Annotated in this window: 25 protein-coding genes; all 25 read left to right on the top strand. The window is 49.8% G+C overall.

Going from position 1 to position 18,959, the window contains the following annotated elements; translation table 11 throughout:
* Positions 1-15 precede the first annotated feature (15 nt).
* The 25 genes from cmk to C557_RS24915 all read left to right on the top strand — a co-directional run bounded on the left by cmk (position 16) and on the right by C557_RS24915 (position 18,946).
* Positions 16-708: a (d)CMP kinase gene (gene cmk / locus C557_RS0108505; RefSeq protein ID WP_018751429.1), complete on the top strand. Its 693-nt coding sequence runs from the start codon at positions 16-18 to the stop codon at positions 706-708.
* 13 nt (positions 709-721) lie between these two features.
* Positions 722-1,297: a lysophospholipid acyltransferase family protein gene (locus C557_RS0108500; protein ID WP_018751428.1), complete on the top strand. Its 576-nt coding sequence runs from the start codon at positions 722-724 to the stop codon at positions 1,295-1,297.
* Between the two features lie 141 nt (positions 1,298-1,438).
* Positions 1,439-2,674, top strand: coding sequence for a 30S ribosomal protein S1 (rpsA, locus tag C557_RS0108495; protein ID WP_018751427.1), 1,236 nt, complete (start codon positions 1,439-1,441; stop codon positions 2,672-2,674).
* Positions 2,675-3,005: 331 nt separating this feature from the next.
* A complete protein-coding gene (gene der, locus C557_RS0108490) occupies positions 3,006-4,328 on the top strand; it encodes a ribosome biogenesis GTPase Der (protein ID WP_018751426.1) in 1,323 nt (440 codons plus the stop codon).
* 11 nt (positions 4,329-4,339) lie between these two features.
* Positions 4,340-4,954 carry a glycerol-3-phosphate 1-O-acyltransferase PlsY gene (plsY, locus tag C557_RS0108485; RefSeq protein WP_018751425.1) on the top strand — a complete coding sequence of 205 codons (615 nt, stop codon included), beginning with the start codon at positions 4,340-4,342 and terminating at the stop codon, positions 4,952-4,954.
* Positions 4,947-5,987, top strand: coding sequence for an NAD(P)H-dependent glycerol-3-phosphate dehydrogenase (locus C557_RS0108480; protein WP_018751424.1), 1,041 nt, complete (start codon positions 4,947-4,949; stop codon positions 5,985-5,987). The genes plsY and C557_RS0108480 overlap by 8 nt, the downstream gene beginning before the upstream one ends.
* Positions 5,988-6,067: 80 nt before the next feature.
* Positions 6,068-6,340 (top strand): stage VI sporulation protein F, encoded by a 273-nt coding sequence (locus C557_RS0108475; RefSeq protein WP_018751423.1) that lies wholly within the window; start codon positions 6,068-6,070, stop codon positions 6,338-6,340.
* Between the two features lie 157 nt (positions 6,341-6,497).
* Positions 6,498-6,677 carry a DUF2768 family protein gene (locus C557_RS0108470; protein ID WP_018751422.1) on the top strand — a complete coding sequence of 60 codons (180 nt, stop codon included), beginning with the start codon at positions 6,498-6,500 and terminating at the stop codon, positions 6,675-6,677.
* Positions 6,678-6,715: 38 nt separating this feature from the next.
* Positions 6,716-7,360, top strand: a complete 645-nt coding sequence (locus C557_RS0108465) for a nucleotidyltransferase family protein (protein WP_018751421.1) — start codon at positions 6,716-6,718, stop codon at positions 7,358-7,360.
* A gap of 3 nt (positions 7,361-7,363) precedes the next feature.
* Positions 7,364-7,723: a 2Fe-2S iron-sulfur cluster-binding protein gene (locus C557_RS0108460; protein ID WP_018751420.1), complete on the top strand. Its 360-nt coding sequence runs from the start codon at positions 7,364-7,366 to the stop codon at positions 7,721-7,723.
* A gap of 11 nt (positions 7,724-7,734) precedes the next feature.
* Positions 7,735-8,502, top strand: coding sequence for a hypothetical protein (locus C557_RS0108455; protein WP_018751419.1), 768 nt, complete (start codon positions 7,735-7,737; stop codon positions 8,500-8,502).
* A gap of 453 nt (positions 8,503-8,955) precedes the next feature.
* Positions 8,956-10,434 carry a stage IV sporulation protein A gene (spoIVA, locus tag C557_RS0108450; RefSeq protein ID WP_026263374.1) on the top strand — a complete coding sequence of 493 codons (1,479 nt, stop codon included), beginning with the start codon at positions 8,956-8,958 and terminating at the stop codon, positions 10,432-10,434.
* Between the two features lie 266 nt (positions 10,435-10,700).
* A complete protein-coding gene (locus tag C557_RS0108440) occupies positions 10,701-10,973 on the top strand; it encodes an HU family DNA-binding protein (protein ID WP_018751416.1) in 273 nt (90 codons plus the stop codon).
* Between the two features lie 123 nt (positions 10,974-11,096).
* Entirely contained in the window at positions 11,097-11,351 is a 255-nt protein-coding gene (mtrB, locus tag C557_RS0108435) for a trp RNA-binding attenuation protein MtrB (RefSeq protein ID WP_018751415.1), read from the top strand.
* A gap of 113 nt (positions 11,352-11,464) precedes the next feature.
* Positions 11,465-12,007, top strand: a complete 543-nt coding sequence (locus C557_RS0108430; protein WP_018751414.1) for a hypothetical protein — start codon at positions 11,465-11,467, stop codon at positions 12,005-12,007.
* A gap of 133 nt (positions 12,008-12,140) precedes the next feature.
* Entirely contained in the window at positions 12,141-13,013 is an 873-nt protein-coding gene (locus C557_RS0108425) for a heptaprenyl diphosphate synthase component 1 (protein WP_018751413.1), read from the top strand.
* Between the two features lie 11 nt (positions 13,014-13,024).
* Positions 13,025-13,753, top strand: coding sequence for a demethylmenaquinone methyltransferase (locus C557_RS0108420; protein WP_018751412.1), 729 nt, complete (start codon positions 13,025-13,027; stop codon positions 13,751-13,753).
* Positions 13,746-14,621: a UbiA-like polyprenyltransferase gene (locus C557_RS0108415; RefSeq protein WP_018751411.1), complete on the top strand. Its 876-nt coding sequence runs from the start codon at positions 13,746-13,748 to the stop codon at positions 14,619-14,621. Before C557_RS0108420 ends, C557_RS0108415 begins: the two co-directional genes overlap by 8 nt.
* Complete coding sequence (locus tag C557_RS0108410) at positions 14,618-15,235, top strand: UbiX family flavin prenyltransferase (protein ID WP_018751410.1); 618 nt, start codon at positions 14,618-14,620, stop codon at positions 15,233-15,235. The genes C557_RS0108415 and C557_RS0108410 overlap by 4 nt, the downstream gene beginning before the upstream one ends.
* Positions 15,216-16,082, top strand: a complete 867-nt coding sequence (locus C557_RS0108405) for a menaquinone biosynthetic enzyme MqnA/MqnD family protein (RefSeq protein ID WP_018751409.1) — start codon at positions 15,216-15,218, stop codon at positions 16,080-16,082. Before C557_RS0108410 ends, C557_RS0108405 begins: the two co-directional genes overlap by 20 nt.
* On the top strand, positions 16,079-17,053 hold the full coding sequence (locus C557_RS0108400; RefSeq protein ID WP_018751408.1) for a polyprenyl synthetase family protein: 975 nt from the start codon (positions 16,079-16,081) through the stop codon (positions 17,051-17,053). The genes C557_RS0108405 and C557_RS0108400 overlap by 4 nt, the downstream gene beginning before the upstream one ends.
* Before the next feature lie 118 nt (positions 17,054-17,171).
* Positions 17,172-17,615, top strand: coding sequence for a nucleoside-diphosphate kinase (gene ndk / locus C557_RS0108395; RefSeq protein ID WP_018751407.1), 444 nt, complete (start codon positions 17,172-17,174; stop codon positions 17,613-17,615).
* Positions 17,606-18,439 (top strand): CheR family methyltransferase, encoded by an 834-nt coding sequence (locus C557_RS0108390; RefSeq protein ID WP_018751406.1) that lies wholly within the window; start codon positions 17,606-17,608, stop codon positions 18,437-18,439. Before ndk ends, C557_RS0108390 begins: the two co-directional genes overlap by 10 nt.
* Before the next feature lie 60 nt (positions 18,440-18,499).
* Complete coding sequence (locus C557_RS25160; protein ID WP_018751405.1) at positions 18,500-18,667, top strand: hypothetical protein; 168 nt, start codon at positions 18,500-18,502, stop codon at positions 18,665-18,667.
* 123 nt (positions 18,668-18,790) lie between these two features.
* Complete coding sequence (locus C557_RS24915; protein ID WP_018751404.1) at positions 18,791-18,946, top strand: hypothetical protein; 156 nt, start codon at positions 18,791-18,793, stop codon at positions 18,944-18,946.
* Positions 18,947-18,959 lie beyond the last annotated feature (13 nt).

Raw genomic sequence — 18,959 nt, 5'->3', positions numbered from 1 at the left:
AGGAGGAGTACCCCTTTGGCAAGACAGGCGTCTACAGCTTATGACAAAATCAACATCGCAATTGACGGTCCTGCCGGAGCCGGGAAGAGCACGATAGCTCGAATGGTGGCCCGCAGATTAGCTTATGTCTATGTCGATACCGGGGCGATGTACCGGGCCGCGACATGGTATTTTCTGCAAAGGGACATTGGTTCGGATAACGTGGAGCAAATCATGCACATTTTACCGGATCTGGACATTGAGTTGTTACCCGGCGAGCAAGGGCAGCAGGTTCGGGTGAACGGTGGAGATGTTACGGAGGACATCCGTTCTCTTGCCGTCAACGCTCAGGTATCCCGATATGCGCAAATCGAGGGGCTGCGAAGCAGGCTTGTCTCTCTGCAGCAGCAAATGGCTTTGCGCAAAGGCGTTGTGATGGACGGGCGCGATATCGGCACCACGGTTCTGCCCGATGCGGAATTAAAGATTTTTATGACCGCAAGCGTCCAGGAGAGGGCGCGTCGTCGCTACAAGGAAATGAAGGAGCAGGAAGAAATTTCATTCGAGGACCTGGTGCGTTCGATTGCGGAGCGTGATCGGCTGGATCAAGAACGGGAAGTTTCACCGTTGCGCCAGGCTGAGGATGCCATATTGCTCGATACCACAGACATGTCTTTGGATAAAGTTGTGGACCACATCATTTTTATTGTGCAGAACCTACGGAAGTGAGAGTTGACCAGAGATGATTTACAATTTTTGTCGAGGTGTGCTGCGCATTTTCTACAAATTGGTGTTCCGCCTGGAGCCCATTGGCTTGGAGCATATTCCGCAAGAGGGCGGCGTATTGCTGTGTTCTAACCACATTAGCTTGTTTGACCCTCCCACTATCGGCATTATGTTGAAACGTAAAGTGCATTTTATGGCGAAGAAGGAATTGTTTGATATCGTTGGTTTTGGCTGGCTGATCAAGCAATTTGGCGCTTTTCCGGTCAAACGGGGCGGTGTCAGCAAAGAATCCATTAAGCAATCGCTTCTGCTGTTGCGAAATGGTCATGTTATTGGGATTTTCCCGGAGGGCACGCGTTCAAAGGGAGAAGAGACAGTAGGCAAGAAGGGTGCTGCTACCTTTGCCCTTCGCAGTAATGCGGCAGTGATTCCGGTGGCGATCATTGGTAATTACCGATGGTTCAGGAAGATGCGTGTCGTATATGGTCCACCGGTGGATCTGACGGAGTTCAAGGAGAATGGCGGTCCGGATGCAGCGGAATTGGCCACTGCAAAAATTATGGAAAGCATCAGAGAACTGAAGAAGCAGTAGCCTTTGATGTTTCGCCGCAACATGCATGAAGATAGAGGATATTTGGAAAGATAACCTTAAATAGGTTACAAGCAAGTTTTGAACTTCGCTTCAAGCGGGTTTAAATAAATGGCTTTTTGAATTGAGGAGGTTGTTATTGACATGTCGGAAGAAACAAAAAATGTTCAAGACGCTACAGAAGTAACAAATCAGGACGAATTGGAACAAATCGTTTCCTTGAAAAAGGGGGACACCGTCAAAGGGACGATCGTAAAAATCGAAGATAACCAAGCTTATGTAAGCATTGGATATAAATATGACGGTGTGATTCCTATTCGCGAGCTGTCTTCTGTCCACTTGGACAACGCTTCGGATGCGGTGGCCGTTGGTCAGGAAGTAGAAACCAAGGTTGTTAGCATCGACGACGAGAAGGAAAGACTGGTGCTTTCCAAACGTGCTATCGATAGTGAAAACGCTTGGGAAGAGCTCGAGAAGCGCTTTGAAAGTGGAGAAGTGTTCGAAGTAACGGTTGCCGATGTCGTTAAAGGCGGTATCGTTGCAGACGTTGGTGTGCGTGGATTTATTCCGGCATCCATGGTAGAACGTCACTTCGTTGAAGATTTCAGCGACTACAAAGGCCGCACGCTTCGCGTCAAAGTGAAAGAACTGGATCGTGAGAACAACAAGGTCATCCTTTCGCAAAAAGATGTGCTCGATGAAGAGTTTGAAGCGAACAAGCTGAAGGTTATGAGCGAATTGAGCGAAGGCCAAGTGCTTGAGGGTACAGTTCAACGCTTGACTCAATTTGGTGCATTTGTTGATGTCGGCGGCGTTGACGGTTTGGTTCACGTCTCTGAAATTGCATGGAGCCATGTTGACAAGCCATCCGATGCTCTGTCCGAAGGCGATCAAGTAAAGGTTAAAGTGCTTAAGGTTGATCCTGAGAAGGGCAAAATCAGCCTGAGTATCAAAGCAGCGCTCCCAGGTCCTTGGGATACAGCGGCTGAGCAGTTCCACACTGGGGATATCGTCAGCGGTGAAGTAAGACGCCTGGTGAACTTCGGAGCATTTGTAGAAATCGCTCCTGGAGTGGAAGGACTCGTTCATATTTCTCAAATTTCTCATAAGCATATCGGTACTCCACATGAAGTGTTGAAGGAAGGCCAAACGGTTCAAGTGAAGGTGCTTGACGTGAATACTTCGGAGAAACGGGTTAGCCTTAGCATCAAGGAAACAGAAGAATCTCCGGCACCGGCACCTAGAAGCGAAAAACCGTCCAAGGGCAGCAGCGTGAGAAAAGAAGATTTGGGCGATAATCCTAACGTATCCTTGAATAACCAAGGATTGAGCATCACGCTGGGTGAGCGTTTCGGCGACAAGCTTAGCAAATTGAAATAATCAGGTTTTTTGTGGCTCGAACATCGGCGAACCCTGAAGAAGCGGGTTCGCCGTTTTTTCATTAACATAATAGATACACTATATAGTTGGACCAAGGAATATGCAGAATAGCGATCGTAAGAACACTTTCTCCTTTGCTTCTTTGCATATATCGTAAGTTCAACTTATACATTCCAACATTCGCAGGAATGATGCATAAACGCGTGGCTGGGGTTAGCCAAGCCAACGTTTTTTTGCTATGATGATTTACGTGTTACGGTGAATAAAAAAACCATTAAAACATAGATCAAAATGTGGGTGGATGGAATCATCAGCAATAGGAGGTATGTCTATGGCAAGACCCGTAGTGGCTATCGTTGGACGGCCAAATGTGGGGAAGTCCACAATTTTCAACCGCATTATCGGTGATCGACTTGCAATCGTCGAAGACAAGCCGGGGATTACACGTGACCGAATTTACGGGGCCTCGGAATGGAATGGCAAGGCATTTAGCATCATTGATACCGGTGGCATCGAGCTTGATGATGAAGAGCCGATACTGAAATCGATCCGCATGCAAGCGGAGTTGGCGATTGAAGAGGCAGACGTCATCGTTTTTATGTGCGATGCGAAGGCAGGGGTGACTTCTTCCGATGAAGAAGTGGCAAGCCTGCTGTACCGGTCGGGCAAACCGATCGTAGTGGCCGTGAACAAGGTTGATAACATTGGCCGAGTGGATAATATTTATGAATTTTATAACTTGGGATTCGGAGAACCTATCGGCGTTTCCGGAAGCCATGGCACCGGAATCGGCGATTTGCTTGATGCGATTGCAGATAACCTTCCGGAGCTTGAAGACGATGGGTATGACGAGGATGTCATTCGTGTAGCCTTGATCGGTCGTCCAAACGTGGGCAAATCTTCGCTTGTCAACGCCATCCTTGGTGAAGAGCGGGTTATTGTCAGCGATATTGCCGGCACCACCCGTGATGCCATCGATACACCATTCGAGAAGGATGGGCAGCGGTACGTCCTGATCGACACTGCGGGGATGCGCAAACGCGGCAAGGTGTATGAGACAACCGAGAAGTACAGCGTAATGCGTGCTATGAAGGCTATTGAGCGTGCGGATGTGGTGCTTGTTCTGATTAACGGAGAAGAAGGCATCATCGAGCAGGACAAGCACATTGCCGGTTATGCTTATGAAGCTGGCAAGGCTTCCCTCTTTGTCGTTAACAAATGGGATGTTGTGGAGAAAGATGATAAGACGATGCACCAGTTCGAGCAAAAAATTCGCGATCACTTTCTGTTCATGACGTATGCGCCGGTTGTGTTCCTGTCGGCCAAGACCAAGCAACGCCTGCATAAGCTGTTGCCCGTAGTGCAGCATGTAGCTGATCAGCATACCAAGCGCGTACAAACGCATTTGCTAAACGATGTGGTGTCCGACGCTATTGCCATCAATCCTCCGCCTACTGATAAAGGACGGCGCTTACGGATCAATTACGTGACTCAGGTAGCTGTGAAGCCGCCTACTGTCGTGGTGTTTGTTAATGATCCGGAGTTGATGCATTTTTCTTATGAGCGTTACCTGGAGAACAAAATTCGGGCTGCATTTGATTTTGAAGGTACGCCCATCCGTCTGTTCACACGTCGCAAGTCTGATGAAGGTTAGGGGAGAAAAAGGTGATTTTACCTGTTGTTGCGGTTATTATTAGCTATCTGCTTGGCTCGGTCAGCTTCAGTGTAGTGTTGGCTAAAGGCTTAAAGGGAATTGATATTCGGCAGCATGGGAGCGGGAATGCCGGGGCGACCAACACGCTACGAGTGCTTGGTAAGGGACCGGCCATTCTCGTTCTAGGGCTTGATGTAATCAAGGGTATTGTTTCAGTTTGGCTTGGCCACTGGCTGGGTGGCGGGAATCCGTGGACGGCTTCGCTATGCGGTATTGCCGCCATCATTGGCCATAACTGGCCGCTGTATTTCCGCTTTCGGGGCGGTAAGGGCATTGCTACGACAATCGGCGTGATGGCAACACTGTTCTTCCTGCCTTCATTGTACGCCGGGATTATTGCGATTCTATCTATCGTGTTCACCCGCTACGTATCATTGGGCTCATTGATCTTTGTGTTGCTTACGCCGATATTTTTGGTAGCAATCTCCGGAGAACTGGGTCCTTACTTCTGGATGAGTCTGCTTATTTGCGTGTTCGCTTTCTGGAGACATCGCACCAATATAGACAAGCTTGTTCATGGTAAGGAGAATAAGCTGGGTTCTAAAGGAGGGGATCGCGTTGTCTAATAAAGCTGCCGTATTGGTGGCGGGCAGTTGGGGAACAGCACTAGCCAGTGTGCTTGCCGACAAGGACATCGATGTTGCTCTGTGGACACGCAACGAAACGCAAAAGGAAGAAATTAATAACAAGCACCGCAATGAACGCTTCTTGCCAGGTATCGATTTATCTCCTCGTTTGAAGGCGACCACCGACCTTGAAGCCGCCGTAAGCGGTGCCAAGGCTGTGGTTATGGTGGCTCCCTCTTCGGCTGTTCGTGAGGTTGCAAGGGCCTTGAAGCCCTATTGGCATGAGGACATGCTGGTCGTTCATGCGACAAAGGGTTTTGAAATAGAAACTCTCAAGCGGGTGTCTACGGTCATTGCCGAGGAACTGGGCTGCGATGAGGGCGGCATTGTTGTGTTGTCGGGGCCGAGCCATGCCGAAGAAGTGGTCAAACGTCGTCCAACGACGGTAGTGGTTGCCGCTCAGGACGAGTCTCAGGCTGATCTGGCCCAGGACTTATTCATGAACCCGTATTTCCGAGTTTATACCAATCGGGACCGGGTTGGCGTAGAACTGGCTGGGGCGTTGAAGAATATCATTGCCCTGGGAGCCGGCATGTCCGATGGACTTGGATATGGCGATAATGCCAAGGCGGCGCTGCTAACACGCGGGCTTGCGGAAATCACGAGAATCGGAGTCGAAATGGGTGCCAATCCGTTAACTTTTGCCGGTCTAGCGGGCATCGGGGACTTGGTCGTTACGGCGACCAGCAAGCATAGCAGGAATTGGCGAGCCGGTTATATGCTGGGCGAAGGCAATTCCCTGGAAACGGTGCTGAGCTCCATGGGAATGGTGGTAGAGGGAATTCGCACGACGAAAGCTGCCCATGCTATCTCTCAGAAATATCAGGTGCAGATGCCTATTGCTGCTCAGCTGTACCATGTTCTGTTCGAGGGAATGGACCCTCGTACTGCTGTTGAAGCACTGATGGGCAGAGACCGGAAGACCGAGATGGAAGTCATCTCCTTGGAAACCTGGGAGCAGTGGCACACATAAGCCTGTTTTGCGGGACATCGTCACCTTTCGCTTGTCCTCCTCATACATTGGTTGAAGAGGACAGCGGAGGAGGCGATAGCGTGAGTAAAATATCCAAAGAGGCCTTGAATGCCATCAATAAGAAGACTGGCAAAACGATTACGGAAGGCTCGGTCAAGAAGCTGGCCAGCACGGTCAAACCGTCTACAATGAAGAGTGAAGCTGAGCTGCGCAAGCTGATCAAGCAAGTATCGGCCATGGCGAAAGTGCCTGTTACGGAAAGCACCGTTTCGGAAATTGTCAATGCCGTGAAGAAAAGCGGTATGAATCCGTCTAATATGGAAGCTTTGATGAAAATGATGATGAAGAAATAAGGATGCTTTCTCAGGACTCCGAAGCCCTGCGGCTGTATGCTGCAGGGCTTTATTTGGTTTCTTCTGACCTGACTGCGCTTACATTCGTAGCCTCATCAGCGTAAAAATGCTATAATATGGATCATCTTAAACCGTAGAAAAATAGGAGAATTGAACCATGGATGCTATGACGAAGATGTGGTTATCGATCGCGGCAGTTCTAATTATGGGGATATCCGTATTTTTGATTACGTTTGCACGGACCAAGACGAGAGGGATTGTAAAATGGATCCTGTCATTTATCGCTTTTATCATTATGCTGACGGGATTTCTGGCTGGTCTTGTTTCCATCACATAAGCTATCTAAACATTGGTGAACAGAGAAGAGGAATCCATATGGTTGAATCACAAAGCGCAGTGTATGCTAGGCTGACCGCAGCGCTCCATGAGCTTGCAGGTCGACTGAACGGCTCGCCGGAGGTCTGGCTGCTAGGCGGAAGCAGCGGCTTGTGGCTTCAAGGTGTGCCGCTGGAGGCGCCGCCAAGGGATGTAGATATTTTTGCAGATGCGGAGGCAGTTCATATCTTGCATGAGCGGCTAAGCTCGCTGGCTACAGACAAGCCCGTCTATGATCGCAACGAGTGCTACGCCTCTCTGCTAAGCCATTACCAACTGGATGAGTTAGAGGTGGAAATGGTGGGGGGGTTTGAAATACGTACTTCGCGTGCTCACTATCGCACAGAGGTAAATGAGTTGCTGGCAGGAGCTTCACATCAGGTTGTGTTAGAGAAGAGAGTGATACAGGTAATGCCGCTGGCCCATGAATTTGTATTTAATCTGCTGCGGGAACGGCATGACCGTTATTTGCCAATCGCTGCAGTCATGCGTAAAGAACCGGACCGGCATTTGCCTTTGTTATTGGAGCTCCTGAAGAGAAATGCCTGGACTTCTGATTTAGTCGGGCGGATGGCGGAACTACTGGATCGCCCGCTTCTGTCTCAGCCATGGCGGGAATACCATGGCGAGAAAAATGAGGACTAAGCGATGGAAAAGGTAGTGATAACCTTTCAGCCATTGGATAAATCCGTTAAGGTACGCTTGGGCACGACGGTACTCAGAGCGGCCCGCGAAGCAAAGGTTCATATCTCTACTCGCTGCGGGGGACAAGCAGGCTGCCTGATGTGCAAAGTTCTTGTGGAACCGGAACAGGCTGCAGCGCTGACCTCGCCTACAGAGGCAGAAAGACGGAAGCTTGGCTTCCAGATTGAACAGGGCTATCGGCTGGCTTGCCAGGCGAAAATTTATGGACAAGGGGTCGTTCAGGTGCCTGAGGATCCTCTTAAGGCGGCTATCCGCAAACAATTAGAGAGACAGCAGGACGATAGCGACGATAGCTTGTGGTAGGGGGAACTGGTATGCCGTCAGTAAATCGTTTCATACGGAAGCGGAGCAAGCATCTCGTCTGGTCTAGCCTTGCCACGTTGCTGCTCATTTTCTCTACCGGTTGCCTGTATCGCGGAGAACAGCAGAAGACCGGGCCGATGATATCCTATACCGAGAGCGTCGAACGTGTTCAGCAAGCCTTGGACCGCTTTCAGGAGGAACGAGGGATTTTGCCAATCTTTACGGCAGGGGAAGAGATACCTCGTTACGAGAAATTTCGTTTGAATTTAAATCAAATGAAGCAATTGGAGTATCTGGACAATATTCCAGACATCGCCTTCGAACAAGGAGGTCATGTTTATTATCTGGTCATCGACGAAGATACCGATCCTATAGTTAAAATAATGGATTTGAATACGGTGCAAAAGGTTAATGATGTGCAGCGTCAGGTGGATTTCTATCGTTCCAAGCATGGAGGTCATCTTCCGGCCCAAGCGAAGGGAGAGGTCTATCCCGGATTGTACGAAGTAGATTTGCCGCTGGTCCAGGCTTCGCAATATGAACTGCTAAGCGTGTATTCGGGCCAGGCTCTGCCTTATCTTGTAGACCAGGCCGGGCATGTCTATGTAGACTATGCCTATGATATTATGCAGGCCATCGACCAATCGGGCCGTATGCCCGAAGGAGAAGAGGATTTGCGGCGGTGGTTGACGGACCGCTCGCCCCAGGTGCCTGTGAAATCCTTGCCCTACCGCTGGGTAGATGGGGCCCCGCTGGCCCGGATTACTCCAGATCAGTAGCTGAACGTCATTGTTGCTTCACTCGCTATGTTTTCAAGCCTTTCGGAGGAATTCGGAGGGCTTTTTTTGTTGCTGATTCCAAGCCAGACTCTACAAGTTAAATAACTAGCCCGGAATACTCTTTTCACTAGAGTCATACAAATAAAAATGTGGCGTTTCATTGCCCGCCTGGTTCGGGCTGAACGAGCGGCTTTGCAAAAAAAGTGGGCTTGTACGGTTATTTCCGTCATATTTGCGCATCTGGTACATAAGATGTTACTAGTCCAAATGCATGTACGAGTTAACGTCGCTTCGTTCAGGTTCTTTCCACCTTGGATGGCGGCGGCGGACACGGGCAAGAGGGGCTGCCGCTCCTGTTCGTAGCAGTGGTTTTGAAGGAATGGTGAATAACGAAGCGGATGCTCTCAAGGCATTTTTCCTTCGGCGAAATTTGAGGAGGGGATATCATTGGTATTGGAGAAAGTGGACATTTTTAAAGACATTGCTGAACGCACCGGAGGCGATATCTATTTGGGAGTCGTCGGAGCGGTAAGAACGGGGAAATCAACCTTTATTAAACGCTTTATGGAAACGGTTGTGCTCCCGAACATCGCTAGCGAAGCCGATCGGGTTCGCGCGGTGGATGAACTTCCGCAAAGCGCCGCCGGCAAAACCATCATGACTACGGAACCCAAATTCGTGCCTAACAATGCGGTGCAAATCAAGGTCGCGGAAGGGCTCGAGGTGAATGTCAGACTCGTTGATTGCGTTGGCTATGCCGTGGAAGGTGCAAAGGGCTATGAGGATGAAAATGGTCCTCGAATGATCTCGACGCCATGGTTCGAAGAGCCTATACCGTTCCAGGAAGCGGCTGAAATTGGTACGCGCAAGGTCATTCAGGAGCATTCTACACTGGGTGTTGTTGTGACAACCGATGGTACGATCGCCGATATTCCACGCTATTCTTACGTAGAGTCAGAAGAGCGGGTTATCGAGGAGCTGAAGGAAGTTGGCAAGCCCTTTGTCCTAGTCATTAACTCAACACGACCCAACAGTGAGGAAGCATTGCAGCTTCGTGGCGAATTGGCCGAGAAATACGATATTCCGGTCATCACATTAAGTGCCGCAACTATGACTGAGGAAGATGTAACCGGCGTACTACGCGAAGTTCTGTATGAATTCCCTGTGCATGAAGTGAACGTCAATCTGCCTAGCTGGGTAATGGTGCTGAATGAGAATCACTGGCTGCGTAGCAATTATGAAAATTCTGTTCGCGATACGGTTAAGGACATTCGGCGTTTGCGTGATGTAGACCGGGTTGTGGGCAACTTTATGGAATATGACTTTATTGACCGGGCGGGGCTTAGCGGCCTGAATATGGGGCAGGGCGTAGCTGAAATCGACCTGTACGCACCGGACGACCTGTATGATAGCATCCTGATGGAAGTGGTTGGCGTTGAAATTCGCGGCAAAGACCATTTGCTCCAGCTTATGCAGGAATTCACCCATGCCAAGCGGGAATACGATCGGTTTGCTGAAGCATTGGAAATGGTCAAGACGACGGGGTATGGTATTGCTGCCCCATCGCTTGCAGAGATGGCGCTGGATGAGCCGGAGCTTATTCGTCAAGGCTCGCGGTTTGGTGTAAGACTGAAAGCGACGGCTCCATCGATTCATATGATTCGCGTCGATGTGGAGTCGGAATTTGCTCCGATTATTGGCACTGAGAAGCAGAGCGAAGAACTGGTTCGCTATCTGATGCAGGATTTCGAGAACGACCCGATCAAGATATGGGAATCAGACATATTCGGTCGCTCGCTGCATTCCATTGTACGGGAAGGTATTCAAGGCAAGATTGCCATGATGCCGGATAATGCTCGCTACAAGCTACAGGAAACACTGGGCCGTATTATCAACGAAGGCTCTGGAGGACTTATCGCAATCATTCTTTAAAAGCGTGATGAACACTATTAATTTCATCATTTTCACTTTAAGTAACCGTGCGTGTGCCAGGCTGGCCGCGTGCGGTTATTTTGGTGTGCTTAAAATACCGCTCAAAATACCGCTACTTGAAATTATGCCCGGGCTGTATTACTATAAGTTTGTTCCGCGCCCCATAAAATATGCCAACTCGGGCTCTTTTCGCGTATATTCTGCGATAAAACGGAAACACAAATAACAAGTGGTATAATTTTCCTTGACAGGGAGGTGAATCAGAAATGAACAAATCCGATTTGATTTCTCAAGTGGCTGAAAGCACGGAATTGTCCAAGAAGGATGCAACGAAGGCAGTAGATGCTGTTTTTGAAGCGATCTCCGAGGCACTCCAAAGTGGAGACAAAGTTCAACTGGTTGGCTTTGGCAACTTTGAAGTACGTGAACGTTCTGCCCGCAAAGGCCGTAACCCGCAAACCGGAGAGGAAATCGAAATCCCTGCGAGCAAAATTCCTGCCTTTAAACCAGGTAAGGCGCTCAAAGACGGAATTAAATAAAGATTTCTATATATCTTTCCGTACAAAAGACCGTGGGCTTTCCGTTCACGGCTTTTTCTTTTCAAAGAAGGTTGTTATAGAGCAAAGAGCAGCTTGAGTAAAAATGCAAAGGGAGGCGCAGCCATGGTGGACAATCAGCACGCAGGCGGTAATGAGCCGGGTGTTACGGGCGGGGATTACTTCGTTGTCAAAGCCAAGGAGCAAGGAGTCACGGTGATCGGTCTGACCCGGGGGAAGGATACTCGCTTTCACCATACGGAGAAGCTGGATAAAGGCGAAGTGCTAATCGCCCAATTTACGGATCATACGTCGGCGGTCAAAGTCCGCGGCAGAGCACTCGTATACACCAAGCATGGAATTATTGATACGGAAGAATGATTTTTCAAATCGCAGGCATAGCCTGCTTTTTTTCTATGTACAATGGGGTATAGGACTCTTGGACAGGTGGGATATATTAAACTGTCTGAGCGCATCTGAAGGGAGAGTGCCCCATGTATGGGAAAATAGTCTTCCGAGCAATGCTGCTGGCCATGAGCTGTGCTGTGTTGTGGGCAGCGATATCTTCACTTGGTCATCCACAGAGGGAGCAGAAGCCGTATGCCGCTACTGTATTTGCTGGACAAAAGCCTGGCAGGCTAACCGAGGATAACCTGGTTGATGGCTTGTCCGTGCTGCCGCTCCCGTTGCCGCTTGCCAAGGTGGATTTGAATGCGGGCATCCTGTCGGTCGATTTGAAGGTAACGGATGAGGAGTCAAGCACGGAGCAGGTTTATCAGGGGATGGCCGAACTGATTTCCTTTGCCTTTGAGCACACGAGCAATGTAGACCAACTGCTGTTGCGTGTGCTGGCCGAGGATCGCTGGCTGGGTACGAGATATCTGCTTATTGCGGCCGATGTGAGGCGGGACGAGATATCAACTGAGGAATTGTTTGGCTTACGTGATATGGGAAATGGCCCATTGCCGGAGGATTTGCAGTCAAGCATGCATATCACGGAAACGCAGCTATGGAAGTCTCGCTTTCTGAATCAGTAGTGCCACTATTTCTCATGTGGATCACCATTCGCCTCTGTGCGCAGTGAAATAACATATGCTATAATAGACAAGATTGTGACAGAATTATTGTGAATCAATGAATGATAAAGGACTAGCGGCTCGGAGGCAAAGGATGAAACCTAATCGCATAACTGAATTGGCACATAAATATGTCAGCTATGACATGATTACCGCATACACGGCGCTTCCGGAATTTCCGGTGCCCCGTGTTCGCTTGCTTTATACCTTTCTTAACGAACGGGAGGAAGGCTCATCTTCAGCGGCAGAGACCTGCACGCTTGCTGCTTTTCTTGTGCAGCTGGGGATGGATACCCATGATCAGATCGATTTGGAGCAGGGGCTAGCCGAGGCGTCACCGGAGATGCGTTCCAGGCAGCTCAAGGTGCTAGCGGGAGACTACTTTAGCGGGGTCTTCTATCAACTGCTGGCTCAGGCCGGAGAGATCGGCATGGTCTCCCGGATGAGTGGGGCCATTTGCGAGGTGAACCGCCTGAAGGCACGGCTTTACAGTCGACTTAAGCGGATGGTGCTTCCGGCTGAGGAGTATGTGAAGGAATGTGTCCATGTGAGAATGGGACTTTTTCTTTCTTTCACGCATTTGCTCGACCAATCGGTCCAAAACTTGTGGCAGCATCTGCTTGCGGAATTAAGTCATTGCGAGGTTGTGACAGACGAAATTCGCTTGGCTGGACAATTGCCGCAAGATCGCAAAGGTTACGCTTATTTGCGAATTATGGAAGCCGCAACCTCCGAGGAACGGGAGACGATTTCCGAGCGCAAGATCGGGGAACGCGACTGGACGCTGCTTTTAGCTAAATACAATATCAGAGAGCAGCTAACATCCATGCTCCACCAATCTGTGGACCATGTGCAGTCACTGCTTCATGAATGCAACAAAGAAACGGTGCGGGCTGAACTGCGAGCGATTATAGAGCCGTTTGCCGCCGTTTTGTCGCCTGTGCGCCGTTCCGTGCAAGAAGGGTAGGTAATTTGCGAATGAGTCCATCGACTTCATCAGAGAACAAGGAACAGTTTGTACACTCCGTCTTTGAGAGCATTGCTCCAAAATACGATATGATGAATGATTTAATTAGCTTTAGACGCCATAAGGCCTGGCGTAAATTTACGATGGCCAAGATGAAGATGTCCCCTGGGGATACGGCTATTGATTTATGCTGCGGCACCTGTGATTGGACGATCAGTATGGCTCAGGCGAGCGGGGGAACGATCACGGGCCTTGATTTTAGCGAGAATATGCTGGAGTTTGGACGCCGCAAGGTGAAGGAAAGTGGGCTTGAATCGCAAATCTCCTTGATTCAGGGGAATGCGATGGCATTGCCGTTTGAGGATGATAGCTTTGATTATGCGACGATCGGTTTCGGCTTGCGAAATGTACCTGACCTGCGTCAGGTCTTGCGGGAGATGCAGCGGGTTGTGAAGCCGGGGGGCATGGTTGTTTGTCTGGAATTGTCCAAGCCGACCTGGCAGCCCTTCAAGGGACTTTATTATTTTTACTTCCAGAAAATTATGCCGATGGTCGGCAAGCTAGTGGCCAAGCGGTACCAGCAATATAAGTGGCTGCCTGAATCACTGGTTCAGTTCCCCGGGCGCGCAGAGCTTGCCCAAATTTTCCGGGAGACGGGATTAACCGGGGTCGAAGCCTATCCTTTAACCGGTGGAATTGCTGCTCTGCACATCGGAACGAAGGAGAGTAGGCATGATTAAGAAAATCAATATTTTTCTGCAGATGATTAAATTCGAGCATACGGTGTTCGCTCTTCCTTTTGCATTTATGGGAGCACTGCTGGGCTCCGAAGTGGTTAACAATACGCTTCCTTCCTGGACGCAAATTGGCTGGGTGCTGCTTGCCATGTTTGGAGCACGTAGCGCGGCTATGGGGCTTAACCGGTTGATCGACCGGGTCAGCGATGCGAAGAATCCGCGCACTGCAGGGCGCGCCATTCCGGCAGGCTTGCTTAAGATTAGTGAAGTTATCGTATTTATTATTGCCTCCTTTCTTTTGCTGTTCTGGGCTGCCTCCGAGCTCGAACCGTTGGCACTTAAGTTATTGCCTATTGCTGTAGTGATGCTGGTATTCTACTCCTACACCAAACGTTTTACCTGGCTCTGCCATGTTGTGCTAGGCCTGACGATCGCTTTGGCGCCATTGGGCGGTTGGGCTGCGGTGACCGGGAAGGTTGACTGGACGGCGATGATTTTCTTTGCTACCATTACGTTCTGGATTGCCGGGTTTGATATTATTTATGCCTGTCAGGATGTGGAGTTTGATAAGGAAGAGGGGCTTCATTCTATCCCGGTACGCTTCGGAGTAGCCAAATCGTTAAAGATTGCCCAGGCGTTCCACATTTTAACGGCGTTAGGCTTCATCGCCATGCTGCTTATGATGGATTTGGGCTGGTGGTATGTTGTTGGCATGATTATCGCTTATCTCATCTTGTTCTATGAGCATCATATCGTGTCTCCGGGGGATTTAAGCCGTCTGCAGACCGCATTCTTTACGATGAACGGTGTACTTAGCATTGTGGTATTTTCGTTTACTTTGATCGACTTGGTGGTGCGCCATTACAGATGAACAGAACCAAAACGATTGTCGTTGGCCTGACCGGGGCCAGCGGCTCCATTTACGGGATTAAGTTGATTGAAACACTGCTCGGTATGCAGTTTACCGTCCATCTGGTTATTTCCAATGCGGGCTGGCGGGTGATCAAGGAAGAGCTCGGCTGGGATACGACAAATCGGGACGAAGTGCTGCGGACGAGCTTCGGCGCACTTCCCGGCAAGCTCGTGTACCATCCGATTGCCGATATCGGCGCTTCGATCGCCAGCGGCTCTTTTCTTACCTACGGAATGATCGTGATGCCTTGTTCGATGGGCACGTTATCCTCCATCGCCACGGGGGCTTCCGACAATTTGATGGCCCGCGCGGCGGACGTTATGCTCAAGGAAGGCCGGCCATTAGTGCTGGTTCCGCGTGAGACTCCGCTACATGCCATTCACCTGGAGAACATGCTTAAGCTATCTCGTTTAGGGGTTCGCATGATTCCTGCGATGCCGGCGTTTTATTTCGGTCCGCAGACCATTGATGATCTGGTGGCATTTATGGTGGGCAAGGTACTGGATAACTTGGGGATCGAACATGCTTTATTTCATAGATGGGGGGATCACGATGCAGAGCACAAGCAATAGAGACATCCTCATCGGCAAAATAAAATACAGCAATGTGTGGCCCGTCTTTCACTATTTTGAGACGGCTAATCTCTCGCAAGGCAGCCGCCTGGTGACTGAGGTGCCATCGAAGTTGAATGGGCGAATGCTGGAGGGAAGCCTGGATATATCACCCATGTCCTCGTTTGCCTATGGGCGGGGAAGTGATCATCTGATCTTGCTGCCCAATCTCTCGGTGAGCTCTGACGGGCCTGTCAACTCTATCCTGCTCTTTTCGCGGAAGCCGCTTCATCAAGTGGTGAATGGACGAATTGCCTTAACGAATACATCGGCCACTTCGGTAAATCTGTTGAAAATTATTATGGACAAGGCCTATGGCGGGAAGCCAAGCTATTGGGACAGTGATCCCAATCTGGAGGCAATGATGGAAGACAGTGATGCGGCGCTGCTGATTGGGGATCAAGCTATTCAGGCCTCTTGGCATCACCCCGGTTATATCATGACAGACCTTGGGGAAATCTGGAAGGCTTGGACCGGTTATGGCATGACCTTTGCCGTGTGGGCAGTGCAGCAGTCCTTTGTTTGGGGCCATGAAAAGTTTCTGGAGGAGATTACTTTGGCTTTTGAGGACAGCAAGCAGAGAAGTCTTGCTGATGTAGCACCACTGGTCCTGAAGGCTTGCGAAGAGCTCGGTGGAACCGGTGAATACTGGCAGCATTATTTTCACAACCTGCATTATGATTTTGGACCGGAACGTCGCAAGGGCTTATCGCTTTATTTCGATTATGCTTATGAAATGGGTTTGCTGGATCATCGGGTGAACATGGAAATATGGAGTCATAATTCGTTGACACGGGTGAAAGAATGAAACTATTGGATATTTTTGGTGCGTTAAAAAAAGATATGGATTACATCGAGAAGCAGCTTTATCTGGCGATTGAAGACGAGGATGATCTGCTGAGTGAAACATCCTTGCATTTGCTGAAGGCGGGTGGGAAGCGGCTGCGCCCTGTGTTCGTCTTGCTCGGTGGCAAATTCGGCAATTACGATTTGCAGAAGCTGCAATACATCGCCGTGCCCCTTGAAATGATCCATTCCGCCTCACTGGTGCATGACGATGTGATAGACGATGCTGACACGCGGCGGGGGAAGGCTACGGTCAAGTCGAAGTGGGATAATCGAATTGCCATGTATACAGGTGATTATATCTACGCCAAGGCGCTCCAGCAGGTAACAAAGTTAAACAATCCATACATACACCGAATACTGGCCAAGGCGATGGTGGAAATGTCCATTGGCGAGATGGAGCAAATCCGCGATTTTTTCAATACCGAGCAGAGCGTCAGGAACTATTTGCTGCGGATTCGCCGCAAGACGGCTCTGCTGATTGCTATAAGCTGCCAGTTGGGAGCGATGGCGGCCGAGGCTTCCCAAGAGGTAAGCTCTGCGCTCTACCGATATGGCTATAATGTAGGCATGGCCTTCCAAATCCGTGATGATTTGCTTGATTTGTTCGGAACGGAGAAGACGATTGGCAAACCGCCAGGCAGCGATATGCGTCAGGGCAATATTACACTGCCCGTACTTTTTGCCTTGCAGGAAGCCGAGCTAAGAGAGCCTTTGCTGCAGGAAATTCGCGGTATACAAGCAGGGGACGGGACCGGACAAGAGAAGCGGGCTATCGAGATGATTCGCGGCAGTGATGGAATTAAACGAGCAGAGTTGCTGGCTGATCGTTTCATTGACAAGGCCCTCAAGGCGTTGGAAGGACTGGCGGATACTGCATCACGGACTCATTTGCAGGATATTGCCCGCTTTGTGAATAAACGTGCCTATTAATCTTTACCTATTTCGTGAATATCTGATAAAATGCAGATGAAACCGTCTTCTTTCCGTCAAATCGGATGAGGCGCCCAGCTAATGCATGGAAAATGTTGACTTTTTCGGGAGGGGACCCATGGAAAGAACTTTTTTGATGGTTAAACCAGACGGCGTGCAGCGTGGGTTGGTCGGCAGAATCGTGAGCCGATTTGAAGATAAGGGCTTTCAAATGATCGCGGCCAAGCTGACTCAAGTTACGGAGGCTCAGGCCAAGAAGCATTATAGCGAGCATGTAGGGAAGCCCTTCTTTGATGAACTGGTGAGCTTCATTACTTCCGGTCCGGTATTTGCCATGGTCTGGACAGGCGATGACATCATTGCGTTATCCCGTATGGTGATTGGCAAGACAAAAGTAACAGAGGCGTTGCCCGGAACGATTCGCGGGGATTTTGCCGCGCATACCCCCTTCAATCTTGTACATGGTTCGGATGGCACCCAGAGCGCCGAACGGGAAATCGCCAACTTCTTTACGGAACGGGAACTCGTGAAATATTCGAGAAGCGTGGGCTCATGGATATGAACCGCAACTTCCCCGAATTTTCCCGGGCAGACCAGGCAGAGATGGGCGTAGATCACGATTACCTTGAATTCATTCAAAGCATCAAGAAGAGCACGGGGATTGATTTGGCCCAATATAAGGAAGCGCAGATGAAGCGGCGGCTGACTACGCTGCGCAACAAGAACGGCTACGCTAAATTCACAGATTTCTATAAAGCCATGATGGGCAGCAAGCCATTGTTTTATGAGTTCCTGGATAAGATGACGATTAATGTGTCCGAGTTCTGGCGTAACCCAAATCGCTGGGAAGTCCTACGGGATGAAGCTTTACCAGAGCTATCTGCCGGACGGCCAACGCTGCGGGTATGGAGCGCAGCTTGTTCGACCGGAGAGGAGCCTTATACGTTGTCTATGATTCTGGCTGATTTAGGGCTTCTCAGCAGTACCTATCTGCTCGCTACGGATATTGACGAGGGGGCGTTGGCGAAGGCTCAGGAAGGACTTTACCTGGAGCGCTCATTGAAGGATGTGCCCAAGGATGTAGCCAAGCGTTATTTCACGGCGGAGGGCCCGATGTTTCGTTTTGATGCCAAGCTGAAAAAAGCGGTTACCTTCAAGAAGCAAAATCTGCTGCTGGACACGTTCGAACAAGGGTTTGATCTGATTGTATGCCGCAACGTCATGATTTATTTTACCGAGGAAGCCAAGCATGGACTCTATCATAAATTTGCAGGGGCGCTTCGCCCCGGCGGTATTCTGTTTGTTGGCAGTACAGAGCAGATCTTCTCGCCAGGGCAATACGGGCTGGAGCCGGCGGAAACTTTCTTCTATCGCAAGAAGGCCTGATTGTATATTATCACCTGAATTTTCCTATACTTGAAGCATACGGTCAATGGAGGTCAGGTCATGGACAAGCGAAAGGTGATCGAAGCTTATCGGCGGGGATTTCTGACGCCGCAGGAATGTGCACAGGTGCTGGGGATTGAAAGTGTTCACCTGAAGCGGATGCTGGAAGATATCCCGCTGGAGGGCAGGCGCCCCAGCCCCTTGGATAATCACCCCGCCTCCGGTTAAATGGAGTTCAATAGCGTGGGAATTGCATTTCGTTGAACGGATAACCCAGATGGTTCGTCTTGACAACAGGGTGAGGGCCTTCCTATAATAATTTATAATTACCGTCAGGAAGAGGTATCATCCATGAATGCTTCGGACGACCCCGAGAGTAGCCAGCAAATTGAATTGAATCCTTTAGTATCCGTCCTTTGGCGGATGCTCGGGCATAATCTGCGTCAAGTGATTGACGGCGGGTTATGCCTTTTTGCGTATATCCTGGGATTCGTTATGGCAAAATAACCGGGGAAATATT

Origin of the sequence: Paenibacillus sanguinis 2301083 = DSM 16941 (assembly GCF_000374825.1) — a bacterium.
Taxonomy (GTDB): domain Bacteria; phylum Bacillota; class Bacilli; order Paenibacillales; family Paenibacillaceae; genus Fontibacillus; species Fontibacillus sanguinis.
The sequence above is the reverse complement of the archived record's forward strand: the minus strand, read 5'-3'. Positions and strand labels throughout refer to the sequence as shown.

Excerpts from the sequence above, each read along its gene's own strand:
- C557_RS0108500 (WP_018751428.1), top strand. The coding sequence starts at position 722 with ATGATTTACAATTTTTGTCGAGGTGTGCTGCGCATTTTCTACAAATTG.
- rpsA (WP_018751427.1), top strand. The coding sequence starts at position 1,439 with ATGTCGGAAGAAACAAAAAATGTTCAAGACGCTACAGAAGTAACAAAT.
- der (WP_018751426.1), top strand. The coding sequence starts at position 3,006 with ATGGCAAGACCCGTAGTGGCTATCGTTGGACGGCCAAATGTGGGGAAG.
- C557_RS0108470 (WP_018751422.1), top strand. The coding sequence starts at position 6,498 with ATGGATGCTATGACGAAGATGTGGTTATCGATCGCGGCAGTTCTAATT.
- C557_RS0108465 (WP_018751421.1), top strand. The coding sequence starts at position 6,716 with ATGGTTGAATCACAAAGCGCAGTGTATGCTAGGCTGACCGCAGCGCTC.
- C557_RS0108460 (WP_018751420.1), top strand. The coding sequence starts at position 7,364 with ATGGAAAAGGTAGTGATAACCTTTCAGCCATTGGATAAATCCGTTAAG.
- C557_RS0108455 (WP_018751419.1), top strand. The coding sequence starts at position 7,735 with ATGCCGTCAGTAAATCGTTTCATACGGAAGCGGAGCAAGCATCTCGTC.
- C557_RS0108440 (WP_018751416.1), top strand. The coding sequence starts at position 10,701 with ATGAACAAATCCGATTTGATTTCTCAAGTGGCTGAAAGCACGGAATTG.
- mtrB (WP_018751415.1), top strand. The coding sequence starts at position 11,097 with ATGGTGGACAATCAGCACGCAGGCGGTAATGAGCCGGGTGTTACGGGC.
- C557_RS0108430 (WP_018751414.1), top strand. The coding sequence starts at position 11,465 with ATGTATGGGAAAATAGTCTTCCGAGCAATGCTGCTGGCCATGAGCTGT.
- C557_RS0108425 (WP_018751413.1), top strand. The coding sequence starts at position 12,141 with ATGAAACCTAATCGCATAACTGAATTGGCACATAAATATGTCAGCTAT.
- C557_RS0108420 (WP_018751412.1), top strand. The coding sequence starts at position 13,025 with ATGAGTCCATCGACTTCATCAGAGAACAAGGAACAGTTTGTACACTCC.
- C557_RS0108415 (WP_018751411.1), top strand. The coding sequence starts at position 13,746 with ATGATTAAGAAAATCAATATTTTTCTGCAGATGATTAAATTCGAGCAT.
- C557_RS0108410 (WP_018751410.1), top strand. The coding sequence starts at position 14,618 with ATGAACAGAACCAAAACGATTGTCGTTGGCCTGACCGGGGCCAGCGGC.
- C557_RS0108405 (WP_018751409.1), top strand. The coding sequence starts at position 15,216 with ATGCAGAGCACAAGCAATAGAGACATCCTCATCGGCAAAATAAAATAC.
- C557_RS0108400 (WP_018751408.1), top strand. The coding sequence starts at position 16,079 with ATGAAACTATTGGATATTTTTGGTGCGTTAAAAAAAGATATGGATTAC.
- ndk (WP_018751407.1), top strand. The coding sequence starts at position 17,172 with ATGGAAAGAACTTTTTTGATGGTTAAACCAGACGGCGTGCAGCGTGGG.
- C557_RS0108390 (WP_018751406.1), top strand. The coding sequence starts at position 17,606 with ATGGATATGAACCGCAACTTCCCCGAATTTTCCCGGGCAGACCAGGCA.
- C557_RS25160 (WP_018751405.1), top strand. The coding sequence starts at position 18,500 with ATGGACAAGCGAAAGGTGATCGAAGCTTATCGGCGGGGATTTCTGACG.
- C557_RS24915 (WP_018751404.1), top strand. The coding sequence starts at position 18,791 with ATGAATGCTTCGGACGACCCCGAGAGTAGCCAGCAAATTGAATTGAAT.